The following is a 22,202-nucleotide window of genomic DNA, read 5'->3' on the forward strand; positions in this document are numbered from 1 at the left end:
AAGTCGAAAAAATCTTACGCAGCCTTAGGTTTACCTACCTTATGGCCTGCTACCGCAAAATACAGAATGTAGGCGTAACAAGGCAGCATGCAGTATAAAAAAGACTGGCGGAAATTAATGCTGTCGGAATGCAGGAAGCCCAGTAGCCCTTCCTTGTTAAACAGGCCGCTGTATACCTGCGGTAATACGCCGCCGCCTACAATGCCCATTACCAGCAGGCCGGAGCCCAGCTGGGTATATTTACCCAGCTTATCGATGGCCAGGGGCCATATGGCGGGCCACATAAGCGCATTGGCCAATCCCAGCAGGGCAATAAAAGTTACGGCGGTATAACCGTTTGTAAAGTACGCGCAGGTAGTAAATACCAGGCCCAGTATGGCGGATATGCGCAGGCTCATGTCCTGGGAAATAATTTTCGGAATGGTAATAATACCTATTATATATCCTACCAGCATGGCGGCCAGGGTAAATGCGGTAAAATACTTGGTTTTATCCAGGCTCATACCCAGCTGGTTACCGTAGGTGCCAATTACATCGCCCGCCATTACCTCTACCCCTACATACAGGAAAATGCACAATACGCCCAGCATCAGGTAAGGGTACTGGAATACGCTGGTTTTATCGGATGAAGTACCCCCGGTACCGGTGCCGTTACCGGAGGTATCTATTTCAGGCAGGGAGGAGCGTTTGATCATAAACGCCAGCAATGCCACTACAACGGCCATTACTATATAAGGACCAATTACGCGGGAGGCCAGGCTATCCAGCAGCAGCGACTTTTGCGCTGTATCGGTAGCGGCGGCAATCTGTTCTTCCAGCGCTGTTGCGTTTTTAAGCACAATGGTGCTCAGCACCAATGGTGCAATAATGCCGGCTACCTTATTGCAAATGCCCATAATGCTGATACGTTTGGCAGCGCTTTCAATAGGCCCTACAATACTAATATAGGGGTTGGAAGCGGCCTGCAGCAAGGTAAGACCAGCGCCCTGTACAAACAGTCCGGTAAGGAACATGCCAAAGCTGCGGGTGTTGGCTGCCGGCACAAAAATGAGCGAGCCTGCCGCCATTACCAGCAGGCCTAATGCCATACCGTTTTTAAAGCCTGTTTTTTTAAGAATAAAGGAGGATGGTAAGCCTAGGCACAGATATGCTAAATAAAATGCAAATGTAACCAGCAGAGCCTCTGCTATGCTAAGCTCACAGGCAATTTTCAGGAAAGGGATCAGCGTGCCGTTTAACCAGGTAACAAATCCAAATACAAAAAATAGTACCCCAATAATGGTAATCGATTGCACATAACTTGCTTTCTTTTCCGGTAATGCAGCAGCGGTATTTGATGCCATAGACATAACTTAAAATGATGAAAAATTATATAGATTTTGGTTCAGCGTGGTACGAACTTAATTAACTATTCTTGTATTTTCTAGCCACTTAAGGGTGATTTTTTACCTTTTTTCAATTTCTGTTAATTTTAGATAATTTTCTATAATTTACTCGCTAAAACGTTTTTGCATAATATAAAATTTCAAGAATTTATTTCTATTTTAGAAAATCTTAAAAAATAATTTATACATTTATCCGGTAATAAACCTTGGTAATTAAACACGTTTATGGCTGAACAATCAAAGCAAGGCACACATCCCTCCTTTCCCGTGCTCGTTCTCGTTTTTTTCTTCTGGGGGTTTGTGGCGGCATCCAACAGTATTTTTATCCCGTTTTGTAAAGCGCATTTTGATCTAACACAGCTTGAGTCACAGCTGATCGACTTTGCCTTTTACGGCGCGTACTTCATCGGTTCCTTATTGCTCTATCTTTTTTCTGCGATCCGCGGTGTTGATATTCTCAACAAGATCGGTTATCAGAAAGGGATCATTTACGGTTTGCTCATATCCGTTGTTGGCGCGGCTGCGCTGATAGGTGCGGTAAATATCGGTAATGGCATGGCCAATAAGTCCGGCGCCTTTTACCTGATATTGGGCGCCTTTTTTATTGTGGCGCTGGGCTTTTCGCTGCAGCAAACTGCCGCCAACCCGTTTGCCATTTTACTGGGCGATCCTTCAAAGGGTACCCACCGTTTGAATCTGGCCGGCGGCATTAACTCGTTCGGCACCACCATCGGTCCTATTATTGTAAGCATGCTGCTGTTCGGCAGCGCACAGGGCGGCGATGTTGCGCAAACAGACATCAGCAAAATCAACACGCTGTACATATTGCTGATTGCGTTGTTCCTGGTAGCAGCCGGTATTTTTGCATTTGCCAAAATGCCCAAGGCAACGGACGATGAGCATTTTGAGAAATCCGGTAAGGCCAGCGGCGCGCTGGTTGGTGTTACCGCCATGTTTGTGCTGATCTTAATAGGCATTGCATTACAAAACGCATTGCCTTTTTTTATTGCCGGTATCATTGGCATCCTGGGTATTCTTTTTTACGCTAAAACAGCCTCCCAGAAAAACGGCGACGGCTGGGGCGCTATGAAGTACCCGCAGTTGGTGCTGGGCATGATTGCCATATTCGTGTATGTAGGTGTGGAAGTATCTGTTGCCAGCAACATGGGCGCCTTGCTGAAACATCCCGGGTTTTTAACACCGAACGGTTTGGCGGAGTCACAGATCGACCCTTACATTTCTCTGTTCTGGGGCAGCTTAATGATTGGCCGCTGGACCGGCGCCATTACGGTGTTCAACGTTTCAAAAGCTACCCGCAAGCTGCTGTTTATTATTGTTCCATTCATTGCATACGGCGTAATCTTAGGCGCCAATGCCTGGAAGGGTAATGATGTAAGCGCGCTGTACCCCTATGCTGGCGTAATAGTTATACAGATCATCGGCTTCTTTGCAGGCCAGGAAAAGCCGGCCAAGACCTTAATGATATTTGGCCTGTTAGGCGTTGCCGCAATGGCAGTAGGTTTATCAACCACCGGTTACGTAGCTACGTTTGCATTTGTAAGCGGCGGCTTATTCTGCTCCGTAATGTGGCCATCCATCTTCGCTCTTTCCATTGCCGGATTGGGCAAATACACCAGCCAGGCATCTTCTTTCCTGGTAATGATGATATTGGGCGGTTCCCTTATTCCCCCGGTACAGGGCGGTTTGGCAGATACCTCACTGGGCATTCATGCCTCTTATATTATACCAGCTTTATGCTTTGCATACCTGGCCTTCTTTGCATTTAGAGTTAAAACCATTTTAAAATCTCAGGGAATCGATTATGAGTCAGCAATTAGTAGTGGGCATTGATATTGGTGGCACCAACACCAAATTCGGCATTGTAGACCGCAGAGGAAATATTCTGTGCGATGGCCGCATGTTAACCAACCAGCACGAAGATGTAGCTGGTTTCCTGGACGAGCTGCATGAACACCTGTCTGCACTGATAAACCAGGCAGGCGGCATTGAAAATATCCGTGGCATCGGCGTAGGCGCACCTAACGGTAACTATTATACGGGTAATATCGAGTATGCACCCAACCTTCGCTGGAAGGGCATTATACCACTGGCTAAATTGCTGAGCGAAAAATTTGGCCTGCCTACCGTATTAACCAATGACGCCAATGCAGCGGCGCTGGGAGAACTGATGTACGGCGCTGCGCGCAGCATGAAAGATTTTATTGTAATTACCCTGGGAACCGGCGTAGGCAGCGGCATTGTTGCCAACGGCCAGCTGATATATGGTCACGATGGCTTTGCCGGAGAGCTGGGCCACTGTATTGTGATACCCGGCGGCCGTTACCACCCCGGTACAGGCGCGCACGGCTCACTGGAAGCTTATGCTTCTGCTACCGGTGTTACCAATACCGCACTGGAATTCCTGGCTAACCGCCCGGACACCAAAAGCTCGCTGCGGGATCTGCCCAAGGAGGACATCAATTCCAAAACCGTGTTTGAAGCGGCTATGGCTGGCGATCCCCTTGCACGTGAAGTATACGAATTTACCGGTAAAATACTGGGTGAGGCGCTGGCCAACTTTGTAATGTTCAGCAGCCCGGAAGCCATTATATTATTCGGCGGCCTCACCAAAGCCGGCGACCTGATAATGAAACCGGTACGTGAACATATGGAACTGAACCTGTTGCCCATTTTCCAGAATAAAGTGAAGCTGATATTTTCGGAACTGAAGGAAAGCGATGCCGCCATCCTGGGCGCCAGCGCACTGGCCTGGGAAATGAAAGACTGATATATTGAAAGACAGTTATACGTTATCAACTAAAAAACGTATCTTTCATTCCGTATCATCTTTGTATTATGCAAGATCGTAGAAACTTTTTAAAAGCAGCGGCCCTTAGCGCCGCTGCTTTCTCTTTAGATGGGGTTAATGCAGCACCCGCCAATGCTACCGCCAGGGCGGTAAAGGGAAAACCCATTGTAATCTCTACCTGGGACTTTGGCATTCCCTCTAACAAAGCTGCCTGGGAAATACTGAAAAAAGGCGGCCGCGCGCTGGATGCCGTGGAAACCGGCGTACAGGTGCCGGAAGGCGACCCGAAAATAACCACGGTGGGTTATGGCGGCTATCCCGACCGCGACGGCCATGTAACGCTGGACTCCTGCATTATGGACGAACACGGAAACTGCGGCGCCGTAGCAGCTATTGAGCATATTGTGCATCCTATTTCAGTGGCCCGCGCCGTAATGGAAAAAACACCGCATGTAATGCTGGTGGGCGAAGGCGCCCTGCAGTTTGCGCTGGCCAATGGCTTTAAAAAAGAGAACCTGTTAACACCCGAGTCTGAAAAGGCATGGAAGGAGTGGCTGAAAAAATCTGAATATAAACCGCAGATTAATATAGAGAACAAGAGCTATAACGGCAACGGCACTACGGCGTTTAATCCGCTGCAGCTGCCCGGTAATGTGTATAACCATGATACCATTGGCATGCTGGCTATGGATGCGCAGGGCAACCTGTCCGGCGCCTGCACTACCAGCGGTATGGCCTTTAAAATGAGAGGCCGTGTAGGCGACTCTCCCATTATTGGCGCCGGCCTGTATGTAGATAATGAAGTAGGCGGCGCTACCTCTACCGGTGTGGGCGAAGAAGTGATACGTATTGTTGGCAGTCACCTGGTAGTAGAGCTGATGCGGCAGGGCTACAGCCCCGAAGCCGCCTGTAAAGAAGCGGTAACCCGCATTGTAAAAAGAAGCCCGCAAAAGGCCAAAGAAATACAGGTAGGCTTCCTGGCCCTCAATACAAAAGGAGAATACGGCGCTTACTGCCTGCAGGAAGGCTTTACCTATGCCGTATGTACCAGTGATACCAGGAATGAGCTGTTGAAAGGGAAACACTACTTTTAATTAATAATTAAGAATGAAGAATTAATAATAAGCGAAGGAAGCGGGTGCTTGAAATGCGGGGCCTTTAATTATTCATTCTTAATTATAAATTATTATTTCTTAATTATTAATTATAAAAGTGAACATTACCTTAGAGATCTGCGCAGGTGCTGTGGGCTCCTGCATAGCAGCCCAGGAAGGGGGTGCCCAGCGCATAGAGCTGTGCGACAACCTGCTGGAAGGTGGTACTACGCCCAGCTATGCTACCATTGCGGTAGCGCGTGAAAAAGTGCAGATAGCGCTTTACCCTATTATACGCCCCCGTGGCGGCGATTTTTTATACGATGCGCTGGAATTTGAGGTAATGCAACGCGATATTGCCGCGTGCAGGCAGCTGGGCTGCGACGGGGTGGTGATTGGCATACTTACGCCCGCCGGCCGCGTGGATAAGGAAAGATGTAAAAAGCTGGTTGACCTGGCCTGGCCCATGGGCGTTACCTTTCACCGCGCTTTTGATATGACCGCCGATCCGCTGCAGGCACTGGAAGATATTATTGATATTGGCTGTGAACGCATACTTACCTCCGGGCAGCGCAATACGGCAGTGGAGGGCGCCCCCCTGCTGAAAACACTGGTGCAGGCGTCGCAGGGGCGTATAGCCATTATGGTTGGATCGGGGGTGCGGTCGCACAACATTGCTGCGCTGGTAAAAGAAACCGGTGCAACAGAATACCATACCACTGCCAAAGCATACGTGGAAAGCGGTATGCAGTACCGCAACCCCAATGTAAGCATGGGCGGTATTCCTGGCGTACCGGAATATGGCATTTCCCTTACGCAGGCAGCAGAAGTAGCACAGATTAAGGCAGCTGCAGAAAAGGCTTATACAGAAATGTTGTAATTTGAATGAATAATTAATAGTTAATAATAAATATTTAAGTAACAGAGATCGGGATTGGAAATGAAAGGGGTGATCAGATTGAAGTACGTAGTAAGGATTGAAAATGGAGGATTGGGATTGAAATTGGATTGAAAATTGAAGTGAAGTAAAGATTAGGGACCAGGATTGTGATCGGATTGGAAATGGAGATTTGAAAGTTTGATGCCGGGCGTAATACAAATGCCTTAAAATGTACACACTAATTACTGCTTCCGCTTCTTTCAATTATTAATTATTAATCATTAATTATTAATTCCCTTATCAGTTATACAACTATGAAAAATTACCTGATCTTCCTGGCATTTCTGTACTGCGGCTGGCCGTTGCTGCTGCCCGCGCAAAACCTGAAAGTGCTTACCTACAACATCCACCACGGCCAGAACATGCATGACACGGTAGACCTGCAGGGCATAGCCAATGTAATACTGGCCACCAATGCCGACCTGGTAGCCCTGCAGGAGGTAGACAGCGCTACCTCCCGCGCCCACGGCGCAGATCAGCTGAAAGAGCTGGCCGCTCTTACCGGTATGTACACTTATTTTGCCAAAGCCATGGATTTTGATGGCGGCGCTTATGGTACAGCCATTCTTTCCCGCCTGCCTATTACTGCCAAAGAACGTATAGCCCTGCCAGGTAGCAGGGACCGGGAGCCCCGCATAGCAGGCATTGTTACCCTGCAGCTGCCCGGCGGCGACAGCCTGCTGCAATTTGTATGCACTCACCTGGATGCCGGCAATGAGCCCGAAGACCGCATTAGCCAGGCCACTGCCCTGGCGCAGCATTTCAGCAACACTAAAATACCCGTAATACTGGCCGGCGACCTGAACGCCGCACCCACTGCAAAAGAAACCGGTATTCTGAAACAGCTGTTCGCCGATGCTACCCAGGGAGCAGGCCTTACCTACCCCTCAGATACGCCTACCGTAAAGCTGGATTATATACTGCTATATCCCAAACACCGGTTTAATGTAACCGCTGCCAGCGTAGTACAGGAAACCGTAGCATCCGACCACCGGCCGGTAGTAGCCGAGCTTGAAATAAAAGAATAACCGTTATAACGAAAGTTGTATCTTAGGAACCGTCTTTTATACCACCCATCAACTGGCTGACAACAATCACCATGAACAGAACAATGAACCGCATGCGGGCCCTGTTACCCTATGTAATAGTATTGGCCCTGGCAGGTACGACCGCCTGCAGGAGTAACCAACAGCAAGCGCCCAAAGGCAAGGTAAGCATCATACCCATGCCGGTAAGCGTACAGGAAACACCTGATTCTTTTCTGCTGGACAAACAAACCGTGCTGGTAGCCACCACCCCGGCCGATAAAGCGTCTGCAGCGCTGTTCAATACCTGGCTGAAAGAGCTGACCGGCTATGAGCTGAACATTGCAGAACAGGGCGATAAAAACGCCATTGTGCTGCATACCGCCACAGACAGCAGCGCACATGCAGAAGGCTACAGCCTGAAAGTAGCCAAAGACCGCGTTGACATTAACGGCAACGACGGCGCCGGCACCTTTTACGGCATACAAACGCTTATACAGCTGCTGCCGGTTGAAAAAGGCAATACCTTATGGATCCCGGGCACAAACATCACCGACTACCCCCGCTTCAGCTACCGCGGGCTGCACCTGGATGTAGGCCGGCACTTCTTCCCACCGGATTTTGTTAAGAAATATATTGATCTCCTGGCCATGCATAAGTTCAACTCTTTTCACTGGCATCTTACCGAAGACCAGGGCTGGCGCATTGAGATCAAAAAATATCCCCGCCTGCAGGAAGTGGCCTCCAAACGCAAAGAGTCCATGGTAGGGCATTACAACGATCAGAAATTTGACGGCAAGCCTTACGGCGGCTACTACACCCAGGATGAAGTGAAAGACATAGTAGCCTATGCGGCCGCACGCCATGTAACTATAATACCTGAAATAGAAATGCCGGGCCACTCCCTGGCTGCGCTAACGGCCTACCCTTACCTGGGCTGTACCGGCGGGCCTTATGAAGTAGGCACCAAATGGGGCGTATATGAAGATATTTACTGCGCCGGCAACGACAGCACCTTCCTGTTCCTGCAGGATGTGCTGGATGAAGTAATGGCGCTGTTCCCAAGCAAATACATCCACATTGGCGGCGACGAAGCACCCAAAACCCGGTGGGAGCATTGCCCCAAATGCCAGCGCCGCATGAAGGCAGAAGGACTGAAGGATGCCCATGCCCTGCAGAGCTACTTTATACAGCGCATGGAAAAATACCTGAACAGCAAAGGACGCCGCATTATCGGGTGGGACGAAATACTGGAAGGCGGCCTGGCCCCGGATGCCACCGTGATGAGCTGGCGCGGGGAAGAAGGCGGCATTGCAGCAGCCAAACAGCATCATGATGTTATTATGACGCCGGGCAAATACTGCTATTTTGACCGCTATCAATCTAAGGGAAAAAATGAGCCAGTGGCCATTGGCGGCTATCTGCCGGTAAGCATGGTATACAGCTACGAGCCTGTTCCCGCAGGCCTGGATGCCGGTGAAGCCAAATACATTAAAGGTGCACAAGCCAATGTATGGACGGAATATATCCTGAACCCCGAACACGTAGAGTACATGGTATATCCCCGCGCTACCGCCATGGCAGAGGTATTATGGAGCCCCAAAGAGAAACGCAACTACGATGATTTTGTGGAAAGGCTGAAGCAGCACCTGCGCCGCCTGGACATAAAGAAGGTGAACTACGCCAAACACGTATTTGAAATACGCGGACTGGTAGACAGCACTGCCACCGGCGTAGCCGTAAGGCTGGACAGCAAGCTGGATGGCGGCAAAATATTTTACACCACCGACAGCAGCGCCCCTACCCCGCAGGCTACGCCCTACACCGGCCCTGTAATAATCAGCAAGGCAGCAACCATCCGCGCGCTGGTGTTTAAGGACGGCAAACCTTACGGCAATGAATATACGCAGCCTTTTATATTCCATAAGGCGCTGGCCAAAAAGGTAACACTGGCACAGCCGCCCAACCCCAATTATAACCCCGGCAGCCCGTTTGGACTGGTAAATGGCATTGAGGGAGTAAAGGAGTATAATGATAACCAGTGGTTTGGCTACAGCGGTAATAATATGGAGGCCACGGTGGACCTGGACAGCGTGCAGGACATTCATTCCGTTGGCACCAACATCCTCAACTCCAAGGGCCCCGGCATTTACCCGCCTAAACAGCTTACCTTCCTGGTATCGGACGATGGGCGGCATTTTAAGGAAGTGTACAAACAAACCGCTTTTAACACCGTGGGTATTAATCATGTAAGGGCGCTGCTAAAAGATGTAAGGGGCCGTTATGTAAAGCTGGTAGCCCGGAATACAGGCACCATACCGGCTGGCGCAGAAGGCGCAGGCAGCAAAGCCTGGCTGTTTGTAGATGAAATAATAATAAATTAATGTGCGGGTGTGGAGGTGCCTTAATGTGCAAATATGCGAATGTGCAATGTGCAGATGCTAAACAACCGCTAAAAAGTTAGCATATTAGTACAATTTTGACTAATTTTCCGGCTCGTTTTTTCAACGCCTCTAATCCAAAACATCACTTACCATGACGCTTAATCACCAGGAGATCGAACTGATTGACAGTTTTGAACAGATAGCCGTGGATATTTATCCCACAGCTAAAGAAGGCTCCCATGCAGTAGCACAGGAAATTGCAGCACTTATTAAAGCCAAACAGGCAGCCAAAGAAACATGTGTACTGGGCCTGGCTACCGGCTCTACGCCCAAGTACCTGTATGCAGAGCTGGTACGCCTGCACAAAGAGGAAGGCCTGAGCTTTAAAAACGTAGTAACCTTTAACCTGGACGAGTACTATCCCATTGAGCCGGATGCGCTGCAGAGCTATAACCGGTTCATGAAAGAGCAGCTGTTTAACCACATTGATATACCGGAAGGCAATTATTTTGTACCGGACGGCACGCTGCCCAAGGAAAAAATGAAAGCCTACTGTGAAGAATATGAACGCAAAATAGAGTCTGCCGGCGGTATAGACCTGCAGATACTGGGCATTGGCAACAACGGCCATATAGGTTTTAACGAACCCGGCGCCGCAGTTAGCTCCCATACCCGCCTGGTAACGCTTGACAACAGCACCCGCCTGGCTAACGGCTTTGAGTTCCCGAACATGAGCCAGGTGCCGCGCCTGGCCATTACCATGGGCATAGGCACTATCATGAAGGCCAAACGCGTATTGCTGATGGCCTGGGGCTCCCACAAAGCCAGGATCGTGCGCCGCGCGGTGGAAGGGCATTACTCCGACCAGGTGCCAGCCTCCCTGCTGCAACAGCATCCCAACACCAAATTTGTGATAGATGAGCAGGCAGCCCAGGAACTGACCCGCTTTAAAGAGCCCTGGCTTACCGGCGATTGTGAATGGACACCCGGTTTGCGCCGCAAAGCAGTAACCGGCCTGGCCATGAAGCTGAATAAGCCGATATTGATGCTCACCGATAAAGATTACAACGAGAACGGCCTGAACGACCTGATTGTGCAATACGGCTCGGCCTATGAGCTGAACATCGAAGAATTCAACGGCATCCGCGATACCATCACCGGCTGGCCCGGCGGCAAACCCGGCGCACAAATGCCCAATCATCCCGAACGTTCCGAACCGCTGAAGAAGCGTGTGCTCATCTTCTCTCCCCACCCGGACGATGACATTATTTCCATGGGCGGCACTTTCATTCGCCTGCATGAGCAGGGGCATGATGTGCATGTAGCCTACCAAACCTCCGGCAACATTGCCGTGACCGACGAATTTGTGCTGCGCTTTATTGACTTTGCCGTTGGTTTTGAAGGCATGTTTGATATTGACAGAAGCAAAAGCTCGCAGATACTGGATGAGGCCAAAGCCTTCCTGAAGATCAAAAAACCCAGCCAGAAAGATACGCCGGAGATCCGCGCCATTAAAGGGCTCATACGCCGCTGTGAAGCAAAAGCCACCTGCCGCTATGTAGGCATTAAGGAAGAGAATGTACACTTCCAGAACCTGCCGTTCTATGAAACCGGTTTGGTGGAAAAGAAGCCAATGGGCGAAGAGGACATACAACTCACCGTTGACCTGATACGCCAGATAAAACCGCACCAGATTTACTGCGCCGGCGACCTGGCCGATCCGCATGGCACCCACAAGGTATGCCTTGACATTGTGTTTGAAGCGCTGAACCGCCTGAAACACGAAGAATTTATGAAAGATTGCTGGGTATGGCTGTACAAGGGCGCATGGCAGGAATGGGAGATCCATGAAATTGAAATGGCGGTGCCCATGAGCCCCGACCAGGTAGTGCAGAAACGCCTGGGCATATTCATTCACCAGAGCCAGAAAGACGTAGTGCCCTTCCAGGGTACTGACCTGCGCGAGTTCTGGCAAAGGGCAGAAGACCGCAACGCCGCCACCGCAGAGCTGTATGACAAGCTTGGATTACAGAAGTATGCGGCCATGGAAGCGTTTGTACGGTATCATTTTATGTAAGCATTAAATAACTGTAAAAACAAATAACACCTTCGTAAATACGGAGGTGTTATTTGTTTTTAAGCCCCGAATGTTCATAGTAAAAATGCTTTGCTCCACTCCAGCTCTATGGAGGAAACGTATGACAGCAGCACAAAGGCAATACCCAGCAGTCCTTCCATAAACTCATGCTCCCGGCCATTATAGGCGCCATTGTTCAGCTCATCGTCCAGTAAAATAACAGATCGCTCTATCCAGTGCTCATACGCCTCGCGGTAAACTTCAGCACCGCTTTCCAGGTACAGTGTTTTGCAAAACTGGGCCAGTCCTGCGGTGCCATGGCAAAAATGTGCTTCTGTAACCATGGTGGATTGCCTGTCGCGCCGCATCATGCTCTGTGTGCCAATCAGGTCGGCCAGGCAACGCAGGTTATCATCGTCCAGCAAACGGCCGGCACGGTAAAACAGCAATACCTGGTTCAGATCTCCATAACACCAGCCCATACGGTTTGGAGCAGATATTTCCCGTGCATCCTGCGTGAGCACAAAAGGAAAAAAAGTGTATTCATTGCGTGAGAAATCAACATCCATTTTATGCTTGAGCACAAAGCGAACGCCGGCGCGCACTGTTTCCAGTATCAGCGCTTTATGGGAAGATTTTTCATAGGCATTGATGAGCACCAGCAGCACCCCGCATAAACCGTGGGAAAGACTGAGGTTAATAGTCCGTTTTTTACCGGATTTCATCAGGGAGTTACGGAACCAGCAGCCGGCTTCTTCCTGCACGGCACGCGCGCATATTTTCACTACCAGCTCATCCAGGTAACCGCTGATAAGAGGTGTGGCGTTTTCACGGCTGGCAAAATAGTGTGTTACACCCAGCGCGCCATGCAGGTAATCGATATTGTCTTCTGCGATCAGGGCAGCAGCCGTATTGAACAGGTATTTGTCCAGCTCTTCAAATTCATTGTCTACCTCAAATTTCAGGAAGCTCTCCCGCTGCATAAAATCTACGGTATAGGCAAAGCCTGCACCGCCGGTACTAAGCGCAGCACCTGCCAGGCCGGGCACTGCTGAAGATATGTTAGCCAGCACCTGCTCCAGCATTTCTTCTGTTCTGTGTTTTATTTCAGGCTGTTCTGTTACCTTGTACAGGTGATAGTAGTAAAAAATGAGGCCCAGCTTACCCCGGAGAAAGGTGTCGTTACTGCTGGCCCGGGCTTCCAGGAGGGCATTGAGTTTATCCAGTTGTCTGTGAACTATTTGTTGCATTTCATCCCATATAATTATTGAAACAAATTTAGCCCCACAGGCCGCGCCGCCATAATCTGCTACACCAAAAGGTATTTTCGAGGTATCAAAACAACTTTAATTCCGGTAATCTCCCGCTACCCCATGAGCTTATGTTTCATAATTTCATGGAAAGCGCTTCTGTAGGTTTCGCCCAGCAGTATTTCAACGCGCTGGTTCTTCAGCCTTATAATGTTGCCCTCTACCGCTACTATTTTGCTCACCGCTACAATGTAGGACTTATGCACCCGCAGGAAGTGTTTTTTGGGCAGGCGCTCCTCCAGGTCTTTCATATTCAGCAGCACCATGGTTTTAGTGCCGCCATGGCTGATAGCTACATAGTTTTTCATGCCTTCTATATAGTCAATATCCCGGAGGTTGATCTTGAGCATTTTGCCCTTCAGCTCCGTTTTTACGAATATATAATCATCCTCAATGCTTTCTGCCTGCTGGGCAAAGGACACGGTGGAGGTAATGGTGTTTATAACGCGCTGCACGGCTTTTAAAAACCGGGGCAGGGAAATGGGCTTCAGCAGGTAATCCACTACTTCCAGGTCAAAGCCCTCTGCTGCAAACTCGCTGTAAGCAGTGGTGAGTATCACCTTGGCTTTACCCTGTATGGCCTTGGCAAAATCCAGCCCGGATATTTCGGGCATCTGTACGTCCAGGAACACCAGGTCTATCTTCTCCATGTTCACTATCTGTAATGCCTCAATAGGGTTAGTGGTGGCTTTTACCAGTTTCAGAAAAGGCGTTTGTTTAATGTAATGCAGTATTACATCAATTGCATGTTGCTCATCATCTACTACTAAACAGTTGATCATAATTTAGGGTTTTCCTTGTTAAATGAACTTTCCACTTTTACTAATGAACAGCTGCGGCGGCTAACGTTGTAACTAGCTGGTTACCTTTTACAGCAGCCAGGTCTATGGTTAACACTACGGTATAAAATTCCGGCTCGTCGGTTATATCCAGGGAAAAATGTGTGGTGTAGGAAGCAGCCAGTCTTTTCCGGATGTTATCCATACCTATTCCGTGCGATAGTTCCTTGGGACCTTTCTTCTTTTTATTATGAATGCTGAAATAAATGTATTGCTTTTCCATGTCCGCCAGCAGCTTTATTACCAGCGGGTTTTCCTTATTCACAAGGTCGCCGTGCTTAAAGGCATTTTCCACCAGCGTAATCAGCACCAGCGGTACAATGCGCAGGTGGCCGGAATCACCTGTAACGGTAAAATCTATCTGCAGCCGGTTGCTGAACCGCAGCTGGTTTATGTTCATTACATTTTGCAGGTGCTCCACCTCTTTGCTCAGTAATACCGTACCCTGCTCATCTTCCCCGCTGCTAAGGGAGTAACGCATGATCTCGCATAAGGTAAGAATGCCTTCTGACAGTTCTTTGGAATAACCCAATGATTTGGCATAAAAAAAGTTGAGGGTGTTGTGCAAAAAATGCGGGTTGATCTGCGCACGCAAAAAAGCATATTCTGCTTCCAGCTTACCCTGGTCGGCCTGCAGCTTTTCACGCTCAATAACTCGCAGCTCTTTTTCACGCTGAATGGTGCGGCGGGCAAAATAATAACCGATAGAGAAATAAGAGTAAATAAAAAACAGCCACATGCCCGACAGCAGGAAGTTGCCCAGCTTAAACGGCACATGAGGCTCGCTGGGATCGCGTACGAGCGGGCCTATTATATAATATACAAAGTAGGAAAAGAACACGTACGAGATGAAAAACAATACCTCCGAGAGGATGAACAGCCCTTTGTTTTTACGGGAAAAGAAGCGGAACAGGATAAAGGTGCTGCCATAAAACACGTATATGCTGGGCAAATAGGTTACAATGAGGTCGGGCAGGTTGAACGCCGCCATTCTTCCCAACGCCAGCTGGTTAATAGCGGCAAAAAGTATATATATCAGCCAGGCCAATATATGGTAGAATATAAACTTCTTATTTTTCAAAACGTTCAGATAGGGCATGTTCATGGCTACGGCTTGAAGGATTTCACAAACGCAATCCAATCTACAATATTATCTCCAATTCTCACATCCGGCTGTATTCCAATGTTATCCAACGGCTCCCCGGGGAGCAGGTTAGAGCGGGAGGTGGGATAGCGGAAAGCGTAAAAGCTGCATGACAGGGTGGTGAGCACGGCATTGGAATAGTCAATAGCACCCATGCTATGCTGCCCGAAAATAGTAACCTTGCTGCTTTGCCGGGCTTTCAGCAAAAAATACTCTGTGCTGCTGGCGCATTGCCCGTTTATTATTACAGATACTTTTTGGGGATAAGGCAGCACCTGGTTAAACCGCAGCGTATCATCCGGCCAAAGCTCGCAGAACTTTCCGCGGCTGGCCTGCAGCTTGGCCACATCGCTCCTCACCACATTCTTCATACTGTCCGACAGCTCAGGGTTATCCAGCACCCGTATATAGCTCTGGATATTATCATCAGTGGCCAGTACAGCAGCGCCTTTTGTAATGAATGGTTTTGTGTAGATCAATGGCAGCAGCTTTTCAAATCCCAGCGTTACGCCGCCGCTGTTATTGCGCAGGTCAATGATCAGGTGCCTGCTTCCGGCAATAGCCGGTTCGTTTGTAACCAGGCTGTCTATGGCTTCGGTGTAGGTCATGCGAAAGCTGGGTATTACCAGCAGGGCCGTTTCCTTATCCAGTTTTTTGAAGGAAGGCAGCAACGGGTCTTTGGCCGCTGCCTTTTTAGCCGGCGGCGGCCCGGGATATACGCGGTACCAGTTGCCGAAATTGCTTATCCGGAGCGTGTGCCCAGCCACTTCCATATCCGGTGTGGACGGAAAATGTTCCCTGTCCAGGAAAGTAAGCATTTTATAATGGGTTCCTTTTTTTGCTGCCTTGAGCTTAACCTGCCCCGGCATCCAGAAAAGACTATCTGCTTGGAGGATAAAACCAATAAATATCTTTCCCTCTTTTTTTATGCCAATGCGGTAAAATTTCGACTCGTCTTCCCATATACCCTCCAGGCTGTCAAGACGGCTGCTGTTATTTTTTAAGTACGCAATAAGGCTTGCTTCAGATACCGGCATGTGCGCTCCCTTGCTGAACAGCTCCCGGATAGTTGTATGGTTGGCAGCGTCAGGGTTAATGCCTACACCCATGTGATGGTCTTTAAAGAATGCCAGCCAGCTACGCATGATGGGTATACACCCGTGCATATCTGCCGCAGCGGAAGCTTTCACGGCGCTGTCTGTAATACGCTCATATTCCCTGCGGTTGGCCGCGGTTACTTTGTCCGCAAAGCCCGGGTAATTGGTTTCCACCTTTTGCATCAGCTCTTTAAAGCTGTTGCTGCAATTACATTGCTGGCACATGCCTTTTACATTTAAAAATAAAACTAATAAAGCTGCCCAAGTTAATTTCATACATTTCGCCGTTTTGTAAACAACAAATTGATTACCCGTGCATGCCGCGCTGCTCCCGGTTGCGGGGATTAGCGTTCAGCATAAACAGGTAATCAATATAACATCTTTCCTGTGGTACAGGATTCCCTTTTTATTACAACGTACCCTTTATATTAGTGGTGGGAGTAGTGGGTGTTGTAGTGGTATCGCAGCCCTGGTAGGTAGAGTCACCGTCACTTTCTATCTGGTTACCGCCCCAGATCCTGCTTAGTTTTTCTGCATCAAGCATAACAATAGTGGTTTTGTTCAGTTTAAGCTTTTTGTCATCGTTTATTACAGTCTTTTTCATCATTGGGTGTTTTTGGGTTTTGATAAAGGTTTCCATTGTAGTGTCTAATGGTTTAACAGGTTAAAACTAAACAGATAAAACAGCTGCAGGAAAAGCTTTACATGAAGCGGGAGATTGTAGGTACGAAACCGGGGCAATTATTTCCCCAGCTCCAGCTGGTTCTTCACGAGGTTATAATAACAGCCTCTTTCGCTTATCAGCTGCTGGTGGTTGCCGGTTTCCACGATCCGTCCTCTTTCCATGACAATAATCTTATCTGCATGTTTTACTGTACTAAGACGGTGTGCTATTACCACTACCGTACGGCCTTCAAAAAAGTTATTCAGGTTTTCAATGATCACCCTTTCATTGCGGGCATCCAGCGCGCTGGTAGCTTCATCAAAGAACAGTACCTCCGGGTTCTTGTACACTGCCCTGGCAATAAGCAGCCGCTGTTTCTGGCCGGTGCTGAGGCCTGCGCCGCTTTGACCAATACGGGTCTGGTACCCTAACGGCAACGATGCTATGAAACCGTGTATATTGGCTATATGCGCGGCATAGGCCAGCCTTTCCCGGTTAATTTCCGTTGCGCCAACGGCAATATTATGTTCAATGGAGTCATTAAACAGGTAACCCTCCTGCATAACCACGCCGCATTTTTCCCGCCAGCGGCTGTGAGGAATAGCTGTTAAGGGTTGGCCGGCAATAGCAATATTGCCGCTTTCCGGTTCATAAAAGCGCAGCAGCAGCTTGAGCAAGGTAGTTTTACCGCTGCCGCTGTCGCCAACAATGGCAGTAATTTTATGCCGGGGTATGAGCAGGTTAATATCCTGCAGCACCATAGGTGCACGGGTGCATTTCTCATAACGGAAACACAGCTGCTGTATGTGAATGTCGCCTGCCGGCACAACTGCATTATTTTCCGGCTGGAATGCCTCTTCATCCGGCCGCTGATGTATTTCGTTAATACGGTTAAGGCTCAGGCGCGCATCCTGCCAGGACTTGAAAAAGTCGGACAGCTGCAGTACGGGGATGTTCAGCTGACCGGTAATATAGGAAACAGACAGCATTACACCCAGGCTCATGTGCCCCTGCAGCACCAGCCGGGCAGCCAGGAACGAAATAAGAATGTTCTTAAGCTCATTGATCATGGCGGCGCCGCCGCTTTGCAGCTGCCCTATTTTAAGGCTGGTAAGGTTGGTGGCAAATAGCTTCAGCTGGTGCTGCTCCCACTGCCCCCTTTTTTTACTTTCCGCATTATGCAGCTTTATTTCCTGCATGCCATAAATAAGCTCCAGGTGCTGCTCATTGTTTTTGGTAAGCTGGTTAAAACGCTTGTAATCCAGCGTGGCGCGCCTCTTCATGAAAAAGGAAATCCAGCTGAAATACAATATGCTGAATACTGCAAATACAACAAAAATGAGCGGGTTGTAAATAATGAGCACAATACCAAACACCAGCAGGTTAAACACTGCAAACAGCATGTTCAGCACACCGGAGGTCATAAACCCTTCTACCCGCTGGTGATCATTAATACGCTGCAGTATATCGCCTGCCATCTTAACATCAAAATAGCCCAATGGCAGCTTCATCAGCTTCTTAAAAAAATCGGACAGCAGCTGCAGGTTAATACGATTGCCCAGGTGCAGCAACATATAGCCCTGTATAATGCCGGCTATTGTTTTGCCCGCAAACAGCAGCAGCTGCGCCAGCAACATTATGTAAATAAAAGGCAGGTTTTTTTTGCGGATGCCCGTATCTACAATGCCTTGTGTCAGAAAAGGAAAAGCCATTTGCAGCAGGCTGCCCGCCAGCAGTACCAACAGCAGCCAGCCTATAAAGCCCCGGTACTGCCGCAGGTATTTGTATATAAAACGCAGGCTGCCTGTATTTTCCGGTGCGGCGGCAGTGTTTGCTTCCAAAGCCGCAGATGGCTGCAGGCTTAGGATGATGCCCGAAGTATCTGTTGTGGCCCACCCTTTCATAAACTCCTCCTGCGTGTAAATAATACGGCCGTGCGCAGGATCAGATGCATATACCTTTTTACCTTTTATACGGTACACCACAATAAAATGGCGCTGGTTCCAGTAAGCAATGCAGGGAAAAGGCTGGTCTGCTGCAAGATCGTGATAGGTGAGGCGCATGCCGGCTGTGCGAAATCCCAGCTCTTCAGCGGCTTCACTCAGGCTTAACAGGCTTGATCCTGCACGGGAAGTGTGGCACAGCTCCCGCAGGTATTCGAGTGAAAATAACCTGCCGTAATATTTGCCGATAATGCGCAGGCAGGCAGGGCCGCAATCCATCTCGTCGTGCTGCCTATAGTGAGGGAACTGTTTTAGCATGTAACATGGCTTTATTGCGGGCGGTTATTGAGTGGTAATACCTTACCAGGAAATCATACATCACCATTTCCTGCTTGCGGGCCTTGGCCAGGGCAATGCGGTTAATCATCATATGCATAAAGCTGCTTAACAGGCCAGACAGGGGCACCTGCAGCTTACCGGCCTGCCGGAGGCCTGTTAGCTGGCAAAATACCGGCGACAGCAGCGCTGATCTTTCATGTAAAATAGTGATCAAAGGCCTCCACTCCTGCCGCAACTTTTCTGCATCCATCATTTGAGCTATTGCACGCTGGCAATGGCGGTATTTGTTGTCCAGCTGCAGCTTCAGGGCTTTGTCCATATTAAATTCCGCTGCAAATGCAGCTTTCAGCGGGGTAAGCAACTCCAGCTTTTCAACCGTGGTGAGGCAGCAGCTGTTCAGTAGCTCATCTACCGCACGTAAGGCCCATAGCCAGCGGATGTTTTCCCGTTCATCTCCAATAGTGCTATCCAGCATCGACAGGCAGGCTACACTATCATGGTAAAAGAATGTTTCGGCCAGCTCTATGGTGTTGGCGCCGTAACGTTCTGCTTCACGGTTGTAAGTGTCCAGCTGAAAGCTGTGTATATAGCCGGCGCTTACAAAAGGCTGCAGGTGTGCCTGTACCTGCTGCATTACAGCACCTACATGTGCTACATCCGTTACATGAAAACGCAGGCGTATGTGAAAGTTGGGATCGTTATAGCGAATAAAGAACCATTTGTCTGTAAAACCTTTTTCTTCCAGCAGCGCTGTAACAGGCTTAACGGCATTAACCAGTATTTTATCGGCAGACCTTGCGCCGCAGTACAGCTTATAGTACAGCCATTCGCTGCCTGGTATGAACTGCCGTTGCAGGCAGGCGCTGAAAATACCGGCAGGCTGCATATCGGCGGGGTATGCCGGTGCTTTGCGGTTTAACACCGCCACCAGCTGGTTGGCATATGCATTTCCGTTAGCATCTGTTATACATTGCTGCTGCTGTACAAATTCCCGTAATGTAAATGCCGGCTTGCGTCTGATTGCCTCCATAAATGTGGCTACCATGTCAGCGTCTTCAAAATTAATAAGCAGCTCATTATCGCCGTCGGCCAGCACCACTAGCTGCGGCAGCTTCCATTTTTCACGGAAGGCCTGCATGGCAGCGCTGCCGGGAGCCGGTATATCCTGCCGGCCCAGGTTCCAGGTAGCCAGGTGCAGAATGGTATTCCTGTATTGTACCCGGGGTAAAAAACGATATTTATTTTCCAGCCCGCCCCATTGAAAGGTAAGTCCCGGCCTTTTATCCTGCAGCTGTAATTCGCAAAGAAAACGGTACACCGGTAATGCATTGCTGAAATAATTATGCGCAGTGCTTAAACGGGGTATTACCTGCTTGCCCAACCGGCGGGAGTACAGCATTACCTTATTGCGCTTTACTGTTACATACAGGTCCTGCACATCAATCTGCTGTTCCCTGTCGAGCGATGATTTGGCCAGGTACGGAATTTCATATGCCCTGAAAGCAGGGTGCAGCAGCACATTACCTGTACGGCTCTCGGGCAGGTGTATCACTTCGGCATACACAACACCGGGATCCCGCTCCTGCTCCTGCCGGGTAATATCATTTACCATATTGTGTATGGCTGCATCGGCATGGGCAAAACGGCCCAGCAGGTTAGCAGCGCTGGAGCCGCCCACGCTCTCCACGTATAGCGTGTCGGCAGCAGCCAGGCGAAACATTACTGCAAAAGATGCAGGCAAATCCTGCCAGCCCGGGGTAAGGCCTTCCAGGTCTTCCTCTTTCACATTAATCGTATAGGCTCCGCCGGCATAAGCATCCAGCAGCCATTGCTGCAATAACGCTTCCTGCCGGCCCCAGTTGTACTGCAGGGTGCTTTCACCCGTTCTTACCACCACATCATCTACCAAGGGGGTAATGTTGCTGCTGCTGCCGCTGATGTCGCCAATGCCGGTTTCCGCATCAAGCACCTCCAGCAGGGGCATTTCTTTTTCTTCATAACGTGCAAGGAAACGTTGCTTAAAGGTTTCCAGGTAAGTGTTGCTGCGGGGCGTGTACAGCCTGTTCATTACTTCCAGCGCCTCCTGCAGCTGCTGTTGTATACCGGCGTGTATGCCGGCGCCGGTTACCTGCTGCACCATATCGGCCTGGAACAGCTTACTTTCCTCATAAGGCACGCCCAGCTTATCCAGCTGCTGTATGATAGCGCGATATTGCCCGATATTATTATTGTTACAGGCATCCAGCTGCTGCAGCCCGGCATTTACCTTATGCAGCATATCTAATATATGCTTTACCGTTACATCATCCGACAGTTTTTCCAGTACGGTAATGAGCTGTTGTAAAAATTCAGGGCCGGTAATAGCGGGTTCTATTTCGCTTACCAATACCTGCGCGGCTATCAGCTCTTCTATAAATGCGTGCGCATCGGCACCAGCAATATCGTCATCCTGCAGCCATCGGGCTAACTGTTGAATGGTAGCGCCGTTATATGCAGCATTTATCAACCGTTGTACATACCCGCTGTCCGTTACTGCGCTGATGCGGTGTATGCGCTTACCTTCCAGGTATTGATATTCCACATACCGCAGCTCATCGCCAATTGTATATGCGCTGCTGTTGGGAAAATACAGCAGCCGGCTGCGAATGCCCGGTAATTGTGCCAGTTCAGCTGCAAGCGCACATAAATAGTGCATATCTAACCGCGTATGGCGTTGCCGGCCCTGTATTTGCACAGCTGTTTGCTGTTTACTCCAGTGCACTACCGCGCAGCCGGAAAACAGGCCAAAAGGCGTGCAGCGGCTGCTCATACGGGTGTAGTACTTATTTAATGCGCGGGTAATTTTCTCAATTTCCTTTTTATTGGTTAAATGGCCATCCCGCCACTTAATGCAGGCATTGTATAACACCGGTGAGGCCAGGTAAATGGCTTCCAGGAAGGCAGTATCCTGCAACAGGGGGAGCAGGTCCGGCACAGCCGTTGACAGGGAATACGCGGGAGTTCTGAGCACCAGGCGCTCATCAAAGACATACAGATTTTTCATAAGCGCATTTGCGTTTACGGGTTATTAAACTTATAAGACAAAAGGAATAAACAGTTAGCGGGGATTACCAGATCTCCTAAAAGGGGCACAGGATGAAAGGCCGCTCTAT

The 22,202-nt window shown here is 49.3% G+C and carries 15 protein-coding genes; 7 read left to right on the plus strand and 8 right to left on the minus strand.

What is annotated here, in order from left to right; translation table 11 throughout:
• Positions 1 to 14 precede the first annotated feature (14 nt).
• On the minus strand, positions 15 to 1,349 hold the full coding sequence (locus VFS25_RS21880) for a sugar MFS transporter (protein WP_326464312.1): 1,335 nt from the start codon (positions 1,347 to 1,349) through the stop codon (positions 15 to 17).
• Between the two features lie 261 nt (positions 1,350 to 1,610).
• Here VFS25_RS21880 and VFS25_RS21885 point away from each other — a divergent pair, with 261 nt between their 5' ends.
• The 7 genes from VFS25_RS21885 to nagB all read left to right on the plus strand — a co-directional run bounded on the left by VFS25_RS21885 (position 1,611) and on the right by nagB (position 11,714).
• Positions 1,611 to 3,236 (plus strand): MFS transporter, encoded by a 1,626-nt coding sequence (locus tag VFS25_RS21885; protein ID WP_326464313.1) that lies wholly within the window; start codon positions 1,611 to 1,613, stop codon positions 3,234 to 3,236.
• Positions 3,208 to 4,173, plus strand: a complete 966-nt coding sequence (locus tag VFS25_RS21890; protein WP_326464314.1) for an ROK family protein — start codon at positions 3,208 to 3,210, stop codon at positions 4,171 to 4,173. Before VFS25_RS21885 ends, VFS25_RS21890 begins: the two co-directional genes overlap by 29 nt.
• 68 nt (positions 4,174 to 4,241) lie before the next feature.
• Entirely contained in the window at positions 4,242 to 5,288 is a 1,047-nt protein-coding gene (locus VFS25_RS21895) for a N(4)-(beta-N-acetylglucosaminyl)-L-asparaginase (RefSeq protein ID WP_326464315.1), read from the plus strand.
• Between the two features lie 118 nt (positions 5,289 to 5,406).
• The gene (locus VFS25_RS21900; protein ID WP_326464316.1) at positions 5,407 to 6,168 is read left to right on the plus strand and encodes a copper homeostasis protein CutC; all 762 of its coding nucleotides are present in this window, start codon (positions 5,407 to 5,409) and stop codon (positions 6,166 to 6,168) included.
• A 314-nt stretch (positions 6,169 to 6,482) separates the two neighbouring features.
• Positions 6,483 to 7,256, plus strand: a complete 774-nt coding sequence (locus VFS25_RS21905; RefSeq protein WP_326464317.1) for an endonuclease/exonuclease/phosphatase family protein — start codon at positions 6,483 to 6,485, stop codon at positions 7,254 to 7,256.
• 71 nt (positions 7,257 to 7,327) lie between these two features.
• The gene (locus VFS25_RS21910) at positions 7,328 to 9,637 is read left to right on the plus strand and encodes a family 20 glycosylhydrolase (protein WP_326464318.1); all 2,310 of its coding nucleotides are present in this window, start codon (positions 7,328 to 7,330) and stop codon (positions 9,635 to 9,637) included.
• A gap of 151 nt (positions 9,638 to 9,788) precedes the next feature.
• Entirely contained in the window at positions 9,789 to 11,714 is a 1,926-nt protein-coding gene (gene nagB / locus VFS25_RS21915) for a glucosamine-6-phosphate deaminase (protein ID WP_326464319.1), read from the plus strand.
• Positions 11,715 to 11,788: 74 nt separating this feature from the next.
• On the opposite strand, the gene VFS25_RS21920 is transcribed toward nagB, so the two are convergent.
• From VFS25_RS21920 to VFS25_RS21950, 7 genes are all read right to left on the minus strand, one after another.
• Complete coding sequence (locus tag VFS25_RS21920) at positions 11,789 to 12,964, minus strand: lanthionine synthetase C family protein (protein ID WP_326464320.1); 1,176 nt, start codon at positions 12,962 to 12,964, stop codon at positions 11,789 to 11,791.
• Positions 12,965 to 13,080: 116 nt separating this feature from the next.
• Positions 13,081 to 13,806, minus strand: a complete 726-nt coding sequence (locus tag VFS25_RS21925) for a LytTR family DNA-binding domain-containing protein (RefSeq protein ID WP_326464321.1) — start codon at positions 13,804 to 13,806, stop codon at positions 13,081 to 13,083.
• Between the two features lie 40 nt (positions 13,807 to 13,846).
• Positions 13,847 to 14,968: a sensor histidine kinase gene (locus VFS25_RS21930; protein ID WP_326464322.1), complete on the minus strand. Its 1,122-nt coding sequence runs from the start codon at positions 14,966 to 14,968 to the stop codon at positions 13,847 to 13,849.
• A 2-nt stretch (positions 14,969 to 14,970) separates the two neighbouring features.
• Entirely contained in the window at positions 14,971 to 16,329 is a 1,359-nt protein-coding gene (locus VFS25_RS21935; RefSeq protein ID WP_326464323.1) for a S41 family peptidase, read from the minus strand.
• A 184-nt stretch (positions 16,330 to 16,513) separates the two neighbouring features.
• The gene (locus tag VFS25_RS21940) at positions 16,514 to 16,711 is read right to left on the minus strand and encodes a class I lanthipeptide (protein WP_326464324.1); all 198 of its coding nucleotides are present in this window, start codon (positions 16,709 to 16,711) and stop codon (positions 16,514 to 16,516) included.
• Between the two features lie 134 nt (positions 16,712 to 16,845).
• Entirely contained in the window at positions 16,846 to 19,029 is a 2,184-nt protein-coding gene (locus tag VFS25_RS21945) for a peptidase domain-containing ABC transporter (RefSeq protein ID WP_326464325.1), read from the minus strand.
• The gene (locus tag VFS25_RS21950; RefSeq protein ID WP_326464326.1) at positions 19,004 to 22,093 is read right to left on the minus strand and encodes a lantibiotic dehydratase; all 3,090 of its coding nucleotides are present in this window, start codon (positions 22,091 to 22,093) and stop codon (positions 19,004 to 19,006) included. Before VFS25_RS21950 ends, VFS25_RS21945 begins: the two co-directional genes overlap by 26 nt.
• Positions 22,094 to 22,202 lie beyond the last annotated feature (109 nt).

The sequence above is a fragment of the Chitinophaga sp. genome (genome assembly GCF_035761305.1).
Taxonomy (GTDB): Bacteria; Bacteroidota; Bacteroidia; order Chitinophagales; family Chitinophagaceae; genus Chitinophaga.

Excerpts from the sequence above, each read along its gene's own strand:
- VFS25_RS21930 (WP_326464322.1), bottom strand. The coding sequence starts at position 14,968 with ATGAACATGCCCTATCTGAACGTTTTGAAAAATAAGAAGTTTATATTC.
- VFS25_RS21940 (WP_326464324.1), bottom strand. The coding sequence starts at position 16,711 with ATGATGAAAAAGACTGTAATAAACGATGACAAAAAGCTTAAACTGAAC.
- VFS25_RS21920 (WP_326464320.1), bottom strand. The coding sequence starts at position 12,964 with ATGCAACAAATAGTTCACAGACAACTGGATAAACTCAATGCCCTCCTG.
- VFS25_RS21925 (WP_326464321.1), bottom strand. The coding sequence starts at position 13,806 with ATGATCAACTGTTTAGTAGTAGATGATGAGCAACATGCAATTGATGTA.
- VFS25_RS21910 (WP_326464318.1), top strand. The coding sequence starts at position 7,328 with ATGAACAGAACAATGAACCGCATGCGGGCCCTGTTACCCTATGTAATA.
- VFS25_RS21895 (WP_326464315.1), top strand. The coding sequence starts at position 4,242 with ATGCAAGATCGTAGAAACTTTTTAAAAGCAGCGGCCCTTAGCGCCGCT.
- VFS25_RS21890 (WP_326464314.1), top strand. The coding sequence starts at position 3,208 with ATGAGTCAGCAATTAGTAGTGGGCATTGATATTGGTGGCACCAACACC.
- VFS25_RS21905 (WP_326464317.1), top strand. The coding sequence starts at position 6,483 with ATGAAAAATTACCTGATCTTCCTGGCATTTCTGTACTGCGGCTGGCCG.
- VFS25_RS21945 (WP_326464325.1), bottom strand. The coding sequence starts at position 19,029 with ATGCTAAAACAGTTCCCTCACTATAGGCAGCACGACGAGATGGATTGC.
- VFS25_RS21885 (WP_326464313.1), top strand. The coding sequence starts at position 1,611 with ATGGCTGAACAATCAAAGCAAGGCACACATCCCTCCTTTCCCGTGCTC.
- VFS25_RS21950 (WP_326464326.1), bottom strand. The coding sequence starts at position 22,093 with ATGAAAAATCTGTATGTCTTTGATGAGCGCCTGGTGCTCAGAACTCCC.
- VFS25_RS21935 (WP_326464323.1), bottom strand. The coding sequence starts at position 16,329 with ATGTGCCAGCAATGTAATTGCAGCAACAGCTTTAAAGAGCTGATGCAA.
- VFS25_RS21880 (WP_326464312.1), bottom strand. The coding sequence starts at position 1,349 with ATGTCTATGGCATCAAATACCGCTGCTGCATTACCGGAAAAGAAAGCA.
- nagB (WP_326464319.1), top strand. The coding sequence starts at position 9,789 with ATGACGCTTAATCACCAGGAGATCGAACTGATTGACAGTTTTGAACAG.